Consider the following 14,220-nt stretch of genomic DNA (forward strand, 5'->3'; position numbering starts at 1 on the left):
GTCGTCCGGTTCGAACTTGATCAGGCGGATTTCCGATGGCGAGAAGCAGCGGCGCGCCGAAGCGGCGGCGCTTGAGGGCGCGCCCCCATCCATGGGCGCGCATCCGGTGATGACTAACAGGGTCGCGAGCGGTCCAACCAAGCGCATGGTCGCATTCCTCAGCCAAGGCTCCCGAGATCGACGGTCACACGGGCGATATTGAGCGTCAAGCACGCCGGCCGGCCGCCGCTGCAGGATCAGGAACCGGATGGTCGCACCTCGAAACGACCCAAGGCCCTGGCTCCGCGAGCGAGAGCGGCCTTGACCGCAGGCTTTCTGAGCAGGGCGGCCAGCCAGAAGCCGCCAACCAGCACCAGGAACAGGGAGGCGCGGGAGAATACCACAGCCAGAAGCGCGATGACGGCCGCGACCACCCAGATGCCGATGAGCAGGGACCTGGTCGCCTCCCGATCCTCCTCGGACAACGGCTCTGCCCGCAGGAGCGCCGGAGGCCGGTCATCCTGCAGGCGTTCCAGCGGTCCGCGATTGACCAGGGGCGGATGCAACTGTCCGGGATGGGGCGGGTCGTGGTCATCGTGCTGATGCAGGGCGAGCAGGGGGCTGGGCCGCATCAGGGCCGCGCGATCGAAGGCGATCGACTCGCCCTGATCGTTGAGCATGAAGATCTGATCGAACGGCACGTGGGAAAAGTCGATGGCCCGGGTGTCCTGACCATAGGCGTCGCCGTGGAGGGCCAGCAGCCGCCCTTCGCGAAGCTCGACCTGGAAGGCGATCGGGTCCGGCAGGTCGCCCACCATAGCGTGGACCGTGCCGAAGCGGCCGGTTTCGCGCTCGGTCGAGAGAGGGCGGCGGGAGCTGCGATGACCTCGCTGAACAGACCGGAGCCGGTGTTTCGGCGGGTTCCGGGCAGGCTCTCCTCGAATTGACCGGCGAGGTCCGGCGCGACGTGGCGCAGTTCGTGAACCAGGGCGGCCATGACCTCGCGCTCCAGCCTGGTGAAGCGGGAGCTCATCCAGCATCGCCAAGGGACGAAGACATCATTTCGATGGGGCCACTCACGCCCCGACCCTAACCGCAACCAGCGGTTCATGAAAACCGGAGACATCATGAAAGAGACCAAGACGGCCTCGGGCACCCCCGAGGCGCGCGCCGCCATGCACGAGATGATGGCGGCGTTCGAGGCGTTCAAAGGGGCCAACGACGCCCGGCTGGACGAGATCGAGCGCAAGGCGTCCGCCGATACGCTGCTGGAGGAGAAGGTGGCGCGGATCGACCAGGCGGTGAGCAGCGCGCAGGCGCGGCTCGACCGGGTCGTGAGCGAAGGCCGCCGGCCGGAGCTGGGAGCCGCCAACCCCTCCACCGTTTCGCGGTCCTGCTCCCAATCTCAAGGGGAGGAGACGAAGGCCGCGTTCGACGGCTATCTGAAGACGGGCGCATCGTTTGGTCTGGAACTGAAGGCGGGGCTGTCAACGGCCTCGAACTCGGCCGGCTATGTGGTGCCGGAACAGACCGAGCGGGCTATCGAGCGGCGACTGATGGCCGGCTCGCCGATGCGGGAGATCGCCAGCGTGCGCACAGTCGGCGCCGGTGTTTTCCGCAAGCCGGTATCTACGGCCGGCCTCGCTGCGGGCTGGGTCGCCGAGACGGCGGCGCGGCCTGAAACCGATCCGGCCACGCTGGCCCTGCTGGAGTTCCCGTCTGCTGACCTGTACGCCAGCCCGGCCGCCACCCAGAGTCTGCTGGACGACGCGCTGATCGATCTGGACGAGTGGCTGGCCTCCGAGGTCGAGGACGCGTTCGCCGCGCAGGAGACGACCGCCTTCGTCGGCGGGGATGGGGTCAACAAGCCCAAGGGCTTCCTGAGCTACGATATCGTGGCCGAGGCGGAGCATGAGTGGGGCAAGATCGGCTATGTCGCCTCGGGCGCGGCGAGCACGTTCGCGTCCTCCAGCCCGACCGACCGTCTGATCGACCTGGTCTATGCGCCCAAGGCCCGATACCGGCCGAACGGCCGCTTTGTGATGAATCGCAAGACGGTGTCGGCGGTGCGCAAGTTCAAGGACAGCGACGGCGCCTACATCTGGCAGCCGGCGCAGCGGCCCGGGGAAACCGCCAGCCTGCTCGGCTATGCGGTCACCGAGATCGAGACCATGCCGGACGTGGCCGCCAACGCGGCGGCGATCGCCTTCGGCGACTTCCAGCGCGGCTATCTGATCGTCGACCGGGCGGGAGTGCGCGTACTGAGGGACCCGTATTCCGCCAAGCCCTATGTGCTGTTCTACACCACGAAGAGAGTCGGCGGCGGCGTGCAGAATTTCGACGCCATCAAGGTGATGAAGTTCGCGGCGACCTGACCAGGGCGACTACCTGCGAGTGATCGACACCGGAGGGGCGAGCCGCCCGACACCGTTCCGATCACTCGCCCCGTTTTCCCAAGACAATCGAGGCAAATTATGACCGCACCCGTCTCGCTGGCGGAAGCGAAGCTGTTCCTCCGCGTCGAGCACGACGCCGAGGAAGGGCTGATCCAGACCCTGATCGACGCCGCCCGGACAAGGATAGAGGGCGATACCGGGCTGAGCCTGGACGCCGCTTCGCCGGCGCCACTGCGGCTGGCCGTGCTGATGCTGGTCCTGCGCGCCTATGAGCGGGGCGAAGATGACATGCCGGTCCAGCCGGTCGAGGCGTGGATCGCGCCTTACCGCGCGGTGCGGCTGTGAGAGTGCTGGCCAGCCTTTTTGAAGGTGTCGAGAGTCAGACGCCCTATGGCGGCCGGGCGGTGAGCTGGGAACCGGTGGGTTCGGCCTGGCTCAAGGCTGGGCCACGGCGGCTGCGCGAGAGGAACGAGCCGGGCGGGGTCCGGAACACCGAGATCATGATGGCCGAGGCGCGGGCCGATGTACGGCTGACGACAGGGCGGGTGCTGAGGTTCGGCGGGGCCGACTGGCGCATCCGCTCGGTCGAGACTGTTGGCGGACAGGCCATCCTGAACCTGGAGCGGGGCTCATGAGCCATGAACTGGCCCTGCAGAAGGCGCTGGTCGCTCATATGGCCGCCGACCCGGGCGTAGGAGCCTTGCTCGGAGAGCCTCCGAGAATCTGGGACGCGCCGCCGCACAAGCCGATCCTGCCGTATCTGCTGATCGGACGCTCGGAGAGCCGTCCCGTGGCGGCCGATGGAGGCGGCGTCGAGCACGCCCTGACGTTGACCGTGGTGTCGCAGTTTCGGGGGACCGAAGAGGCCAAGGCCGTTCTGGCCGCGCTGCGGCTGAGCCTCGCCGACGCGGCTCTCGTCGCCGATGGAGTGCGGACGGTCAGCCTTCGGCTGACGTTCGCAGACGTTTATCCGGCCCCGGACGGGCTGAGAACATTCGCGGTGCTGCGTGTGCGCGCCGTGACGGAGGAGACCTGAAGATGGCGGCGCAACGTGGCAAGGACATCCTGCTGAAATTGGAGAGCACGCCCGGCGTGTTCGCGACCGTCGCGGGCCTGAGAGCCCGGACAATCTCGCTCAACGCCCGCACTGTGGATGCGACTGATGGCGACAGCGTCGGGCGCTGGCGAGAGCTGCTGGGCGGGGGAGTGAAGTCAGCGGCTGTCGCCGGCCAGGGCATTTTCCGCGACGCGGCCTCGGACGCTTTGATCCGCGAGGCATTCTTCGATCAGGCGACGCGGATCTGGCGGCTGATCGTGCCGGATTTCGGTACGCTCGAGGGGCCGTTCCTGGTGGCCGCGCTGGAGTACGCCGGCGAGCACGAGGGCGAGGCGACCTTCGCGATCAGTCTCGCCAGCGCCGGCGAAGTGACGTTCGGCGCGGCCTGATGGAAGTCAACGGAGCAAGGGGCGAAGTGGTCACCGTGCTGGCCGGTGCGGAGCGGCGTCTATGCCTGACGCTGGGCGCGCTTGCCGAGATAGAGACCGCGCTGGAATGCGACGGTCTGGCGGGCTTGGCAGACCGGATGCGGGCCCTGTCGGCGCGGGATCTGATAACCGTTCTCGCGGCCTTGCTACGGGGCGCAGGCGAGCAGACGCTGGCCAATGCATTGGCGACTGCCGCGGTCGACCCTCGCGAGGCGGCGGAGGCGGTGGCGAAGGCCTTCGCGGCCGCGACTTGAAGACGCCCTGGGCCGTGATGTTGCGCGCCGCCGCCCGGGCCGGTGTCGCACCTGCGGACTTCTGGCGCCTGTCCCTGAGGGAATGGCGACTGTTAACCGAGGCGCCAGCCAGCGGCCTGCCCCCGGCGCGGAGTGAATTCGAACGAATGGCGGAGGCATGGCCCGATGACGGATGAGCTTGAGGCGAACGGCCTTGATGCCGTGCCGCGCCGTGTGGCCGAAGCGGCGGCGGCGCTGGACGGATTGAAGGGGCCGGCGGAGCACGCCGCCGCTTCGATCGAAGCCGCGTTCGATCGGGCGGGAACGGGTCTGGCCCGATCGCTCTCACGGGCGGCCGTGGACGGCGAAATCTCCTTGGCCGAGCTGGCGAGAGCGGTGCTCGCGGCGATCAATGCCGCCGCTGGCGGGAACGCAGGCGGTTTGTCCGGAGCCATTGCACAGGCGGTGGGATCGGTGTTCTCCGGCGCCCGGGCCGACGGCGGGCCGGTGAACGCCGGCGGCGCCTACCTGGTCGGAGAACGGGGACCGGAACTCTTCCGGCCGACTGGTTCCGGGATGGTCGAACCGGCGGCCGCGCACGGCGTGACGGTCAATGTGCGCGTCGACGGCGGGGCTGAGGCCTTGCTGAGGTCTGAAGCGCAGATCGCCCAAGCGCTGGCCCGCGCCGTTTCGCTCGGCGCACGCCGGCTCTAGCGGGGTCGCGCGGCAAGAGGCGGATGCCGCCACACACCCCAATACTTCGGAGATCACTCATGGCCTTTCACGAAGTGAGGCTGCCGGCGCGTCTGGCGTTCGGGTCGACAGGCGGCGTCGAGCGGCGGACCGAGATCGTGACGCTCGCTTCGGGCTTCGAGCGGCGGTCAACGCCTTGGGCGCAAGGTCGCAGGCGCTATCTGGTCGGCGCGAACCTGCGGTCGCTGGACGACATGGCGGCCTTGACCGCCTTCTTTGAAGCGCGGCGCGGGCGCCTGTACGCCTTCCGGTTCAAGGATTTCGCCGACTTCAAATCTTGCGCACCGAGCGCCGCGATCACGCCCGACGACGAGAGCCTGGGCATCGGCGACGGCGTGCGGACGAGCTTCGATCTGCGCAAGCGGTACGGTGAAGGCGGACACCCTGCGGACCGCCGGGTTTCCAAGCCTGTCGAGGGAAGCGTCCGGGTCAGCCTCGACGGCTCCGAACTGACTTCCGCAGTCTTTGAAACCGACCTGACGACCGGGACGGTCACGCTTCAGACGCCGCCGCCAGCGGGCGCGGTCGTCACGGCCGGGTTCGAGTTCGACGTTCCGGTCCGGTTCGACGCCGATCGGATCGACGTCACGCTGGAGAGCTTCGCCGCCGGGCGGATGGCCGCAGTCCCGCTGATCGAAGTGAGGATCTGAGATGCGCCAGGTGTCCGAAGAACTGGCGGCACGAGTCGAGAGCGGCGCGGCCACCCTGTGTCACGCCTGGTTGTTGAAGCGGGGCGACGGCCTCTTGGCGGGCTTCACCGATCACGACCGCCCCCTGCTGGTCGACGGCGTCGAGTGCCGGGCCTCGAGCGGGTGGACCGGCGGCGCGGCGGACAGCGGCGTGGGACTAACGGCAGGCGCGGCGGTCGTCGCGGGCGTTCTCGACGATGATGGCATCACGGAAGCCGATATCGCGCAGGGCCTGCTCGATCGGGCGGAGATCGCCCTGTGGCGGGTGGACTGGCGTCGCCCCGACCTGAAGGTCCGGTTGTGGGTGGCCAGGCTGGCCCGGGTGCGGCGCGACGGCGACGGCTTCATCGCGGACCTCGAAGGTCCGTTGGCTGCACTTGACCGGGTCGTGGGGCGCACCTACGGCCGGGACTGCGATGCGCAGCTGGGCGACGCCCGGTGCACGGTCGATCTGGGCAGCTTCCCGGGCGCGCTCTGCGACAAACGGTGGGCGACCTGTCGCTCCGTGTTCGGCAATGGCGTGAATTTTCAAGGCTTTCCGGACAGTCCGGGAGACGATTTCCTGACTGCCGTGCCGGCGCCGGGTGGACGGAACGACGGCGGGAGCCGGCGATGAAGGGCCGGGTCGTGGCCATCGCCCGCTCATGGCTCGGCACGCCATACCGGCACCAGGCGAGCCTTCGCGGAGAGGGCGCGGATTGCCTCGGGCTGCTGCGCGGCGTCTGGCGGGAGTTGTTCGGGGCGGAGCCGGAGCCGATCCTGCCCTATCGTCCGGACTGGGCCGAGATCGGCGGCGAGGAAACCCTGTTACAGGCGGCCCGCCGCTGGCTGAGCGAAATCCCCGTCGACGCCGCACGTGCTGGCGACGTGCTGTTGTTCCGGATGGCTCCTGGCTGTCCGGCGAAACACTGCGCCATCCTCAGCGCGGGGTCTTTGGGGGACAGCGAAGAGCCGCGCATGATCCACGCCTACTGGGGGCGATCGGTCGTCGAGAGCTGGATGGGCGCCTGGTGGCGGCGACGGCTGGTGGCGGCGTTCGCCTGGCCGGCGGAAATTGACCCGGAGATCGGCTGATGGCGCAGGTGGTGCTGGGCGGCATTGGCGGAGCAGGCGGCGGCGGCCTCGGCCGCATCATCGGCGCCACACTGGGTGGAATGCTGGACCGGAGCCTCGTGGGCGGTCTCGAAACGCCGCGCCAGAAGGGACCCCGGCTCAACGTACTGGCTCTGCAGGGCTCGGCCGAAGGATCGCCGATGGCCTGCGTCTTCGGGCGCGCCCGTGTCACCGGACAAGTGATCTGGGCGGCGCGGTTCCTGGAAGGCAGGCAGACCTCTTCGGCGGGCAAGGGCGGGCCGCGCACGGTCGAATATGACTACTCCCTGAGTTTCGCCGTGGCGCTCTGCGAGGGCCCCATAGACGGAGTAGGGAGGATCTGGGCCGACGGACAGCCGATGGACCTGAGCGGAGTCACGATGCGGTTGCACCGCGGCGGGGTCGCGCAGACTTCTGATCCATTGATCGAGGCCGTCGAGGGAGAAGCGCCAGCGTACCGCGGAACGGCCTATGTGGTCTTCGAGGATCTGCCTCTCGGGCCGTACGGCAATCGGCCGCCACAGCTGGCCTTCGAAGTCTTCCGGCGGCCGCTCGGTCCGGAGCTCCGGCTCGAAGACAGGCTGGAAGGCGTGTGCCTGATCCCCGGCGCGGGAGAGTTCGTGCTGGCGACCGAAGCCGTCATGCGTCGCGAGGGGCTGACGCGGACCACGCCCGAAAACATGCACGGCGGGGGTGGACGAACGGATCTCGCTCTGTCGCTGGATCAGCTGCAAACGCAGGTTCCCAACCTGAAGCGCGTCAGTCTGGTGGTGGGCTGGTTCGGTGATGACCTGCGGGCCGGACATTGCACGATCCGGCCGGGCGTCGAGCGCCGGGACAAGCCGACGGAGCCATCGAACTGGGCGGTCGCGGGCCTCTCGCGCGACGAGGCGCACCTGATATCACAGAGCGATGGGGGGCCAGCCTACGGCGGCACGCCGTCGGATGAGAGCGTGCGCCAGGCCATCGCCGAACTGAAGGCGCGGGATCTGGAAGTGACCCTCTATCCCTTCGTGTTCATGGATGTGCCTGCCGGCAACGGACTGCCCGGTCCAGATGGCGAGGTCGGACAGCCGGCCTATCCGTGGCGGGGCCGCCTGAAGGGTCTCAACGGACCGGCGGCGAACGCAGACATCGCCGCCGCCTTTGGTGAGGCGGATGGATGGGGCCTCCGGCGGCTGGCCCTGCACTATGCTGCTCTGGCGGCGGAATGCGGCGCTCACGGGCTCCTGATCGGATCAGAGATGCGCGGGCTGACCTTGACGCGCGACGCTCTCGGGGAGTTCCCGGCGGTCGCCGCGTTCCGCGCGCTGGCGGCCGAGTGCAGGACCATCGTCGGAGTTGGTGTCAAACTGTCCTACGCTGCTGACTGGTCAGAATATTCCGGCTGGCGAGACGGCGCCGACGTGGCCTTCCACCTCGATCCGCTCTGGGCCGATCCGAAGATCGATTACGTCGGGATCGACTGGTATCCGCCGCTTGCGGACTGGCGGGATGGCGGCGGAGGGCTGGACGGAGTTCTGTTCAGCGGCCCCGACGACATTGGGAGCCTGGCCGCGCAGGTCGCGGGCGGCGAAGGATTCGACTGGTTCTACGCGTCGCCGGAGGATCGCGCCGCACAGGTCCGCACGCCGATCGTCGACATGGCGCATGAGGAGGACTGGGTGTTCCGGTCCAAGGACCTGAAGGGCTGGTGGTCGCACTCGCACCACGATCGACCGGCTGGCGTCCGGGACGCCCTCTCTACGTCATGGATTCCGGGCATGAAGCCGATCCGGCTCACTGAGTTCGGCTGCCCGGCCATCGACCGCGGCGGCAACGCGCCGAACCTGTTCCAGGACGCCAGGAGTTCCGAAGGAAGTCTGCCCCCGTTCTCCACCGGAGCCCGCGACGACCGAATGCAACGGCGGGCGCTGGAGACCGTGCTGGGCCATTTCGCAGAACCGGCGAACAATCCGGTCTCGGCGGTCTACGGCGAACCGATGCTGGCGGCGGCCGATGCCTGGTGCTGGGACGCCCGTCCATGGCCTGCCTTCCCGGGGCGTCGGGACGTCTGGACCGACGCGGGGGCGTGGCGAACAGGGCATTGGCTGAACGGACGGCTGGGCGGCGGAACGCGCGACCTGCTCGCGGAAGTCCTGAAGCGGGCCAGTCTAGAGGACGGCGAATTCGAGATCGGCACGCCCGAGGGCGAAGTGCAGGGCTATGTGATCGACCGACCCATGCGCATTCGCGATGCGTTGGAGCCTCTTCTGGACGCGCTCGGAATGGTGGCGGTGGAGCGCGGGGGGAGCGTCGCAGTGCTTGGGCATGAACCCGTCGCTCTGGTCTTGGCGTCGGAAGAGCTCGCCCTGCCTTCAGAGGGAAACGCGGTGCGGTGGGACCGGGCGCTGGAGGCCAGGCCCGGAGCCGCCCGCGTGAGGTTCATCGACGGCGACTCTGACTATCAGACCGGCTCCGCGGTGCTCCGGACAGCGGGTGAAGGCGGCGGGCTCTGCATGGACCTGCCTGCAGTGTGCTCGCGATACCTGGCGGAAGCTGCCGCGGCGCGAGTCCTGGAAGTCGGCCGGGAAGACGAGCTGACGGTTTCGCCCGGCCCGCTCCAAGTGCTTCAGCTCGAACCCGGAGACACAGTGTCCGTTTCCGGAGACGATCGAGGCTGGCGCACCATCCGGATTGACCTGGACAAGGCCCCCTCCGCAGTGCTGAGGCCCGTTTCGACGGTCCGCATGGCAGAGGATGAGGGGATTCCGTCGGCCAGAGATGGCGTGATCGCCACGGGCGCGCCGTTCTTCCGCATGATCGACTTGCCGCCCTTGCTGGATGGCGGTGGCGATGCGCGACCGGTGGTGGTCGTCGCGGCTGAGCCCTGGCGGCCGATGCGGGTTTTCGCCGGCGCCGATGCGGCAAGCCTGACGGAACGCTGCGATATCGCGGAGCCGGCCACCGTCGGACAGTTGGTCGGCGAACTCGCCGCCGGCGTCCGGCATCGCTGGGACCAGGTCAACACCCTCGAAATCCGGATCGAGGGACGGCCGCCCCAGAGCCTGTCGACATCCGCCGTCCTCGCGGGCGGCAACGCCGTGGCGGTGGAAACTGCGGCGGGCTGGGAGATCATTCAGTTCCGGACAGCCGAATTGGTCGCAAGCGAGGTCTGGAAGTTGAGCGGCCTGTTGCGTGGTCAACAAGGCACCGAGGAGGCCATGATGACCGGAGCCGCAAGCGGCGCCATCGTCGTCTTCCTGGGTTCCGAACTTGAGCGGGCGGCCTCGCCGCCGGCTGAACGCGGATTGCCGCTGCTCTGGCGAGTGGCTCCGCTTGGGACGCCGCCCGGCGGCGCCGGCGTCAGCGAGGTGCTCTTCACCCCAAGCGGGCTGCACGAGCGCCCGTGGAGCCCGGCCCACCTGAGCCGCACCGCACGGATCGACGGCGGCTTCGATCTGGGGTGGCTGTCCCGGTCGCGCCTCGATGGCGATCGATGGGACGGAGAGGTCCGCCCTGCCGACGCGCCCAGATATCGGGTGAGCATTCTCAACGCCGGGGTCGTGATCCGGACATGGGAGGTGGGGGCCGAGACGGCGACCTACGCCGCATCCGATGTCGCCGTCGATTTTCCTGAAGGCTTCGGACAGGCAGAAGCCGCAGTCGCACAGTGGGGCGATAGCTATGGTTGGGGCTTCGAATCCCGCGCGCAGCTTGTCTGATGGCTCAAGGCGGAGGAGATTCGACGTCCCGCCTTTGCGCTGTGGTGCGAATGCCCTAACTGACGTGTCTACTTGATGCGGCAGGAGCGGACTCGAGCGTGGCGGGCGATCCCTACAAGGAACTGGGCGTTTCGAGGGGCGCGAGCGCGGACGAGATCAAAAAGGCGTTCCGCAAGCTCGCCAAGGAACTGCATCCCGACAAGAATCCGGGCAACCGTGAGGCTGACGAACGCTTCAAGCGGGTGACGGCGGCCTTCGACCTGCTCGGCGACGCGGAAAAGAGGGCGAAGTTCGACCGCGGGGAGATCGACGCTGACGGGCGCGAGCAATTCCGCGGGTTCGGCGGCGGCTCGAGAGGCGGACCGGGCGCAAACCCGTTCGGCCAGGCCGGGGCGCAGCGGGGGGGCTTCGAGAACATCGATCTGGACGAGCTGTTCGGTGGCATGTTCGGCGGCGGGGGCCGGGCTGGAGCTCCGCGGGGCGGGTTCTCGGCGCGCGGAGCTGACGTCAAGGCGACGCTGGAGATCAGCCTTGAGGACTCGATCTCGGGCGCGACCCGGCGGATACAGTTTTCGGATGGCCGTACCCTCGACGTGACCATTCCGAAGGGCGCGGCCGATGGCCAGGTCATCCGCCTTCGCGGCCAGGGAGCGCCCGGCGCGTCGGGACGAAGCGAGGCCGGCGATGCGCTCATTACGTTGAAGGTCGCGGCGCACCCGGTATTTCAGCGCGACGGCGCGGATCTGACCATGGATCTGCCGGTCCCGCTGCCCGATGCCGTTCTGGGGGGGAAGGTTCCGGTACGGACGCCCGAGGGCACGGTCAGCATGACCATTCCGCCCGGCTCGAACTCCGGCAAGGTGTTGCGCCTCAAGGGGAGGGGAGCGTTCGTTGGCGGGAAGCGCGGCGACCTGCTGGCCAAGCTGATGATCCAGCTGCCGGACGGCGCGGACGAAGGACTGACAAGGCTGGCCCAGGAAATGCGCGACAAGGGCGCGTATCGCCCGTGGCGCGACTGATGTCGGGGAAGCCGAACCTCAAGCCGGAGCGGCCGTGGTTCTCCTCTGGCCCGACCGCCAAGCGGCCGGGCTGGTCCAGCCAGGCGATTCCGCACGAGCTGTTGGGACGCGGCATCCGCGCGCCGGAAGTGGTCGAACGGTTCGCGGAAGCCCTTCGGCTCACCCGCGAACTGCTGCAGGTCCCCGCCGATTGGCGGCTGGTCTATGTGCCGGGGTCCGACACGGGGGCGATGGAAGCCGCCCTGTGGTCGATGCTGGGCGAGCGGCCGGTCCAAGCGTTGGCGTTCGAGAATTTCGGACAGGTCTGGGCGGCCGATCTTCGCGATCATCTCAGACTGGAGCCGCAGATCCTGGCCGCGCCCTGGGGTGAGTTTCCGGACGTGTCGAAGGTCGATCCGGCGAAGGACCTCATCTTCCCGTGGAACGGCACGACCTCGGGTGTTAGAGCGCCGGACGGTGACTGGATCGCGACCGCTCGGGAGGGTCTGGTGATCTGCGACGCCACCTCGGCCGCCTTCGCCATGGCGCTACCGTGGGACCGATTGGACGTCGTCACCTTCAGCTTCCAGAAGGCTCTTGGCGGCGAAGCGGGACTGGGCGTCGCGGCGCTGTCGCCGGGAGCGGTCGATCGACTCGATCGATACGCGCCGCCGCGCCCCATTCCGAAGGTTCTTCGGTTGAGGAACGGCGCGGGCTTCGACCCGACGCTGGCCTCCGGGTCCATGATCAACACATTTTCCGTCTGGACGATCGAGGACTGGATCGACGGTGTCGAATGGGGTCTGTCGATCGGCGGGCTTCCGGCTCTGATCGCCCGCACCGAAGCGAATGCGGCCGCGCTCGACGCCTGGGTGCGGCGTACGGCCTGGATCGATTATCTCGCCGCCGACCCGGCGACGCGCTCGACGACCTCCGTCTGCCTGAAGTTCGTCGACGGGCGAGTGACGGCCATGGAAGAACCCGGGCGGCAGGCTCTGGTGAAGCGGATGAAGGCGTTGCTCGAGGAAGAGGCCGCGGCCTTCGACATCGAGAGCCACCGCAATGCGCCGGCGGGTCTGCGCATCTGGTGCGGCTGCACAGTCGACACCGCCGACATCGAAGCCCTGACGCCGTGGCTGGACTGGGCCTACGCGACCGCCATCGCGGATTAATCCCCGCACCGGGACGACATCGTCCGATTCCCCCGCTATAGGCTGCGCCCGCATTCCGAAGTCCCGGTAGCGGAGAAACGTCTTGGCGAACGTCGCGGTAGTCGGCGCCCAGTGGGGCGACGAGGGCAAGGGGAAGATCGTCGACTGGCTGTCGAACCGCGCCGATGTGGTCGTGCGCTTCCAGGGCGGCCACAACGCGGGTCACACCCTCGTCGTTGACGGCAAGGTGTACAAGCTGGCCCTGCTGCCCAGCGGCGTCGTTCAGGGCAAGCCTTCCATCATCGGCAACGGTGTGGTCGTCGATCCCTGGCACCTCGTCGGGGAGATCGAAAAGATCGTCGCACAAGGCATCGCCATCAGTCCCGATGTGCTGATCGTAGCGGACAACGCCTGCCTGATCCTCCCTATCCATCCCGCCCTGGACGTCGCTCGCGAGGCGGCGGCAAGCGCGCCGGGTGCACGGATCGGGACGACGGGTCGGGGCATCGGCCCGGCCTATGAGGACAAGGTCGGGCGCCGGTCGATCCGCGTCTGCGACCTCGCCAGCGCCGAGGATCTCAAGGTGAAGATCGAACGGCTGCGCGCGCACCACGATCCCCTGCGAGCCGGTCTCGGCCTGGAGCCGATCGATCCGGAGGCGCTGTTGCAGCAGTTGCTGGAGATCGCCCCGAAAATCCTGCCCTATGTCCAGCCGGCCTGGCGGGTGCTCGACAGGGCGCGGCGTGACGGCAAGCGCGTGCTGTTCGAGGGCGCGCAGGGCGCCTTTCTCGATGTCGACCACGGCACCTATCCCTATGTCACCAGCTCCAACACCGTGGCTGGCCAGGCGGCGGCGGGATCCGGCATCGGCCCGCGCGGCGTCGGCTATGTGCTCGGCATCGTGAAGGCCTACACCACCCGGGTCGGGGAGGGGCCGTTCGCCTGCGAATTGAACGACGAGGTCGGCGAGCATCTGGCGACGGTCGGTCGCGAGGTCGGCGTCAACACCGGTCGCGCCCGGCGCTGCGGCTGGTTCGACGCGGTGCTGGTCCGGCAATCAGTGGCCATCAACGGGATCGACGGCATCGCCCTGACCAAGCTGGATGTCCTCGACCGGCTGAAGACCCTGAAGATCTGCACCGGCTATCGTATCGGCGGCGAGGTGCTCGACTATCTTCCGTCTAGCCTGAAGGACCAGGCTGCGGCGGAACCGGTGTTCGAGGAGCTCGAAGGCTGGAGCGAGAGCACCGCCTCGGCGCGTAGCTTCCGCGACCTGAACGCCAACGCCGTCAAATACGTTCGCCGTATCGAAGAGCTGATCGGCGCGCCGGTCGCCCTGCTGTCGACCAGTCCGGAGCGGGACGACACCATCTTGATGCACGACCCCTTCCAGGGATAGTCGGCCGATCACGGAAAATCCGTGCGTTCAACGGACCTTAACCGGCCACGGTTAAGGATGAGGGCTTCATCTGGAGGCCGCGTCCTTGTTTGCTGTCGATCCTCGTGTGCTAGCGAAGCTGGCCCCGGTGCTGAGGCGGGTTTTGATCGTCGACCCGAACCCTCACGCCGCGCGTCTTCTGACCGAGATCATCAAGGGCATGGGCGCCGGCGAAATCGCCGTCGAACCCAGCGAACCCCGCGCAATGAGAGCGGCGGCGGACCTCGAGCCCGGTATCATTTTCACCGAGCGGAACGGCGACAATCTCGACGGCGAGTCGCTGGCGCGCGCGGTGCGGCGTT

The 14,220-nt window shown here is 68.3% G+C and carries 17 protein-coding genes and 1 pseudogene; 17 read left to right on the forward strand and 1 reads right to left on the reverse strand.

The annotated features are described in order from the left end of the window. Positions 1-202 (forward strand): hypothetical protein (locus VEC04_RS12840; RefSeq protein ID WP_324777386.1); only part of this gene is annotated, 202 nt, incomplete at its 5' end. Positions 203-236: 34 nt separating this feature from the next. On the opposite strand, the gene VEC04_RS12845 is transcribed toward VEC04_RS12840, so the two are convergent. Then, positions 237-794 carry a hypothetical protein gene (locus tag VEC04_RS12845; RefSeq protein ID WP_324777387.1) on the reverse strand — a complete coding sequence of 186 codons (558 nt, stop codon included), beginning with the start codon at positions 792-794 and terminating at the stop codon, positions 237-239. A 312-nt stretch (positions 795-1,106) separates the two neighbouring features. On the opposite strand from VEC04_RS12845, the gene VEC04_RS12850 reads away from it, so the two are divergent. The 16 genes and pseudogenes from VEC04_RS12850 to VEC04_RS12925 all read left to right on the forward strand — a co-directional run. Next, complete coding sequence (locus tag VEC04_RS12850; RefSeq protein WP_324777388.1) at positions 1,107-2,354, forward strand: phage major capsid protein; 1,248 nt, start codon at positions 1,107-1,109, stop codon at positions 2,352-2,354. A 99-nt stretch (positions 2,355-2,453) separates the two neighbouring features. Next, positions 2,454-2,720, forward strand: coding sequence for a head-tail connector protein (locus VEC04_RS12855; protein ID WP_324777389.1), 267 nt, complete (start codon positions 2,454-2,456; stop codon positions 2,718-2,720). A 2-nt stretch (positions 2,721-2,722) separates the two neighbouring features. Further along, positions 2,723-3,010, forward strand: coding sequence for a head-tail adaptor protein (locus tag VEC04_RS12860; RefSeq protein ID WP_324777390.1), 288 nt, complete (start codon positions 2,723-2,725; stop codon positions 3,008-3,010). Beyond that, positions 3,007-3,411, forward strand: a complete 405-nt coding sequence (locus tag VEC04_RS12865; protein ID WP_324777391.1) for a DUF3168 domain-containing protein — start codon at positions 3,007-3,009, stop codon at positions 3,409-3,411. The genes VEC04_RS12860 and VEC04_RS12865 overlap by 4 nt, the downstream gene beginning before the upstream one ends. Before the next feature lie 2 nt (positions 3,412-3,413). Beyond that, positions 3,414-3,821 (forward strand): phage major tail protein, TP901-1 family, encoded by a 408-nt coding sequence (locus VEC04_RS12870; RefSeq protein ID WP_324777392.1) that lies wholly within the window; start codon positions 3,414-3,416, stop codon positions 3,819-3,821. Beyond that, positions 3,821-4,114 (forward strand): GTA-gp10 family protein, encoded by a 294-nt coding sequence (locus VEC04_RS12875; protein WP_324777393.1) that lies wholly within the window; start codon positions 3,821-3,823, stop codon positions 4,112-4,114. The genes VEC04_RS12870 and VEC04_RS12875 overlap by 1 nt, the downstream gene beginning before the upstream one ends. A gap of 17 nt (positions 4,115-4,131) precedes the next feature. Beyond that, positions 4,132-4,290, forward strand: a complete 159-nt coding sequence (locus VEC04_RS12880) for a phage tail assembly chaperone (protein WP_324777402.1) — start codon at positions 4,132-4,134, stop codon at positions 4,288-4,290. Continuing rightward, positions 4,280-4,807: a phage tail tape measure protein gene (locus tag VEC04_RS12885; RefSeq protein ID WP_324777394.1), complete on the forward strand. Its 528-nt coding sequence runs from the start codon at positions 4,280-4,282 to the stop codon at positions 4,805-4,807. Before VEC04_RS12880 ends, VEC04_RS12885 begins: the two co-directional genes overlap by 11 nt. 59 nt (positions 4,808-4,866) lie before the next feature. After that, positions 4,867-5,496, forward strand: a complete 630-nt coding sequence (locus VEC04_RS12890; protein WP_324777395.1) for a DUF2460 domain-containing protein — start codon at positions 4,867-4,869, stop codon at positions 5,494-5,496. 1 nt (position 5,497) lies between these two features. Beyond that, positions 5,498-6,151, forward strand: coding sequence for a baseplate hub protein (locus tag VEC04_RS12895; protein ID WP_324777396.1), 654 nt, complete (start codon positions 5,498-5,500; stop codon positions 6,149-6,151). Further along, on the forward strand, positions 6,148-6,609 hold the full coding sequence (locus tag VEC04_RS12900) for an NlpC/P60 family protein (protein WP_324777397.1): 462 nt from the start codon (positions 6,148-6,150) through the stop codon (positions 6,607-6,609). The genes VEC04_RS12895 and VEC04_RS12900 overlap by 4 nt, the downstream gene beginning before the upstream one ends. Continuing rightward, on the forward strand, positions 6,609-10,331 hold the full coding sequence (locus VEC04_RS12905; RefSeq protein WP_324777398.1) for a baseplate multidomain protein megatron: 3,723 nt from the start codon (positions 6,609-6,611) through the stop codon (positions 10,329-10,331). The genes VEC04_RS12900 and VEC04_RS12905 overlap by 1 nt, the downstream gene beginning before the upstream one ends. A gap of 98 nt (positions 10,332-10,429) precedes the next feature. Next, a complete protein-coding gene (locus VEC04_RS12910; protein WP_324777399.1) occupies positions 10,430-11,350 on the forward strand; it encodes a DnaJ C-terminal domain-containing protein in 921 nt (306 codons plus the stop codon). Further along, complete coding sequence (locus VEC04_RS12915) at positions 11,350-12,501, forward strand: phosphoserine transaminase (protein ID WP_324777400.1); 1,152 nt, start codon at positions 11,350-11,352, stop codon at positions 12,499-12,501. Before VEC04_RS12910 ends, VEC04_RS12915 begins: the two co-directional genes overlap by 1 nt. Positions 12,502-12,583: 82 nt before the next feature. Continuing rightward, positions 12,584-13,879, forward strand: coding sequence for an adenylosuccinate synthase (locus tag VEC04_RS12920; protein WP_324777401.1), 1,296 nt, complete (start codon positions 12,584-12,586; stop codon positions 13,877-13,879). Positions 13,880-13,985: 106 nt separating this feature from the next. Next, positions 13,986-14,220, forward strand: a pseudogene (locus VEC04_RS12925) (response regulator); the annotation flags it as partial.

The sequence above is a fragment of the Brevundimonas sp. genome, assembly GCF_035626535.1.
In the GTDB taxonomy this organism is placed as follows: domain Bacteria; phylum Pseudomonadota; class Alphaproteobacteria; order Caulobacterales; family Caulobacteraceae; genus Brevundimonas.

What these genes read in the sequence shown, in the direction of transcription:
- VEC04_RS12850 (WP_324777388.1), top strand. Translation starts at nt 1,107, where the DNA reads ATGAAAGAGACCAAGACGGCCTCGGGCACCCCCGAGGCGCGCGCCGCC.
- VEC04_RS12855 (WP_324777389.1), top strand. Translation starts at nt 2,454, where the DNA reads ATGACCGCACCCGTCTCGCTGGCGGAAGCGAAGCTGTTCCTCCGCGTC.
- VEC04_RS12865 (WP_324777391.1), top strand. Translation starts at nt 3,007, where the DNA reads ATGAGCCATGAACTGGCCCTGCAGAAGGCGCTGGTCGCTCATATGGCC.
- VEC04_RS12870 (WP_324777392.1), top strand. Translation starts at nt 3,414, where the DNA reads ATGGCGGCGCAACGTGGCAAGGACATCCTGCTGAAATTGGAGAGCACG.
- VEC04_RS12875 (WP_324777393.1), top strand. Translation starts at nt 3,821, where the DNA reads ATGGAAGTCAACGGAGCAAGGGGCGAAGTGGTCACCGTGCTGGCCGGT.
- VEC04_RS12880 (WP_324777402.1), top strand. Translation starts at nt 4,132, where the DNA reads ATGTTGCGCGCCGCCGCCCGGGCCGGTGTCGCACCTGCGGACTTCTGG.
- VEC04_RS12885 (WP_324777394.1), top strand. Translation starts at nt 4,280, where the DNA reads ATGACGGATGAGCTTGAGGCGAACGGCCTTGATGCCGTGCCGCGCCGT.
- VEC04_RS12890 (WP_324777395.1), top strand. Translation starts at nt 4,867, where the DNA reads ATGGCCTTTCACGAAGTGAGGCTGCCGGCGCGTCTGGCGTTCGGGTCG.
- VEC04_RS12895 (WP_324777396.1), top strand. Translation starts at nt 5,498, where the DNA reads ATGCGCCAGGTGTCCGAAGAACTGGCGGCACGAGTCGAGAGCGGCGCG.
- VEC04_RS12900 (WP_324777397.1), top strand. Translation starts at nt 6,148, where the DNA reads ATGAAGGGCCGGGTCGTGGCCATCGCCCGCTCATGGCTCGGCACGCCA.
- VEC04_RS12905 (WP_324777398.1), top strand. Translation starts at nt 6,609, where the DNA reads ATGGCGCAGGTGGTGCTGGGCGGCATTGGCGGAGCAGGCGGCGGCGGC.
- VEC04_RS12915 (WP_324777400.1), top strand. Translation starts at nt 11,350, where the DNA reads ATGTCGGGGAAGCCGAACCTCAAGCCGGAGCGGCCGTGGTTCTCCTCT.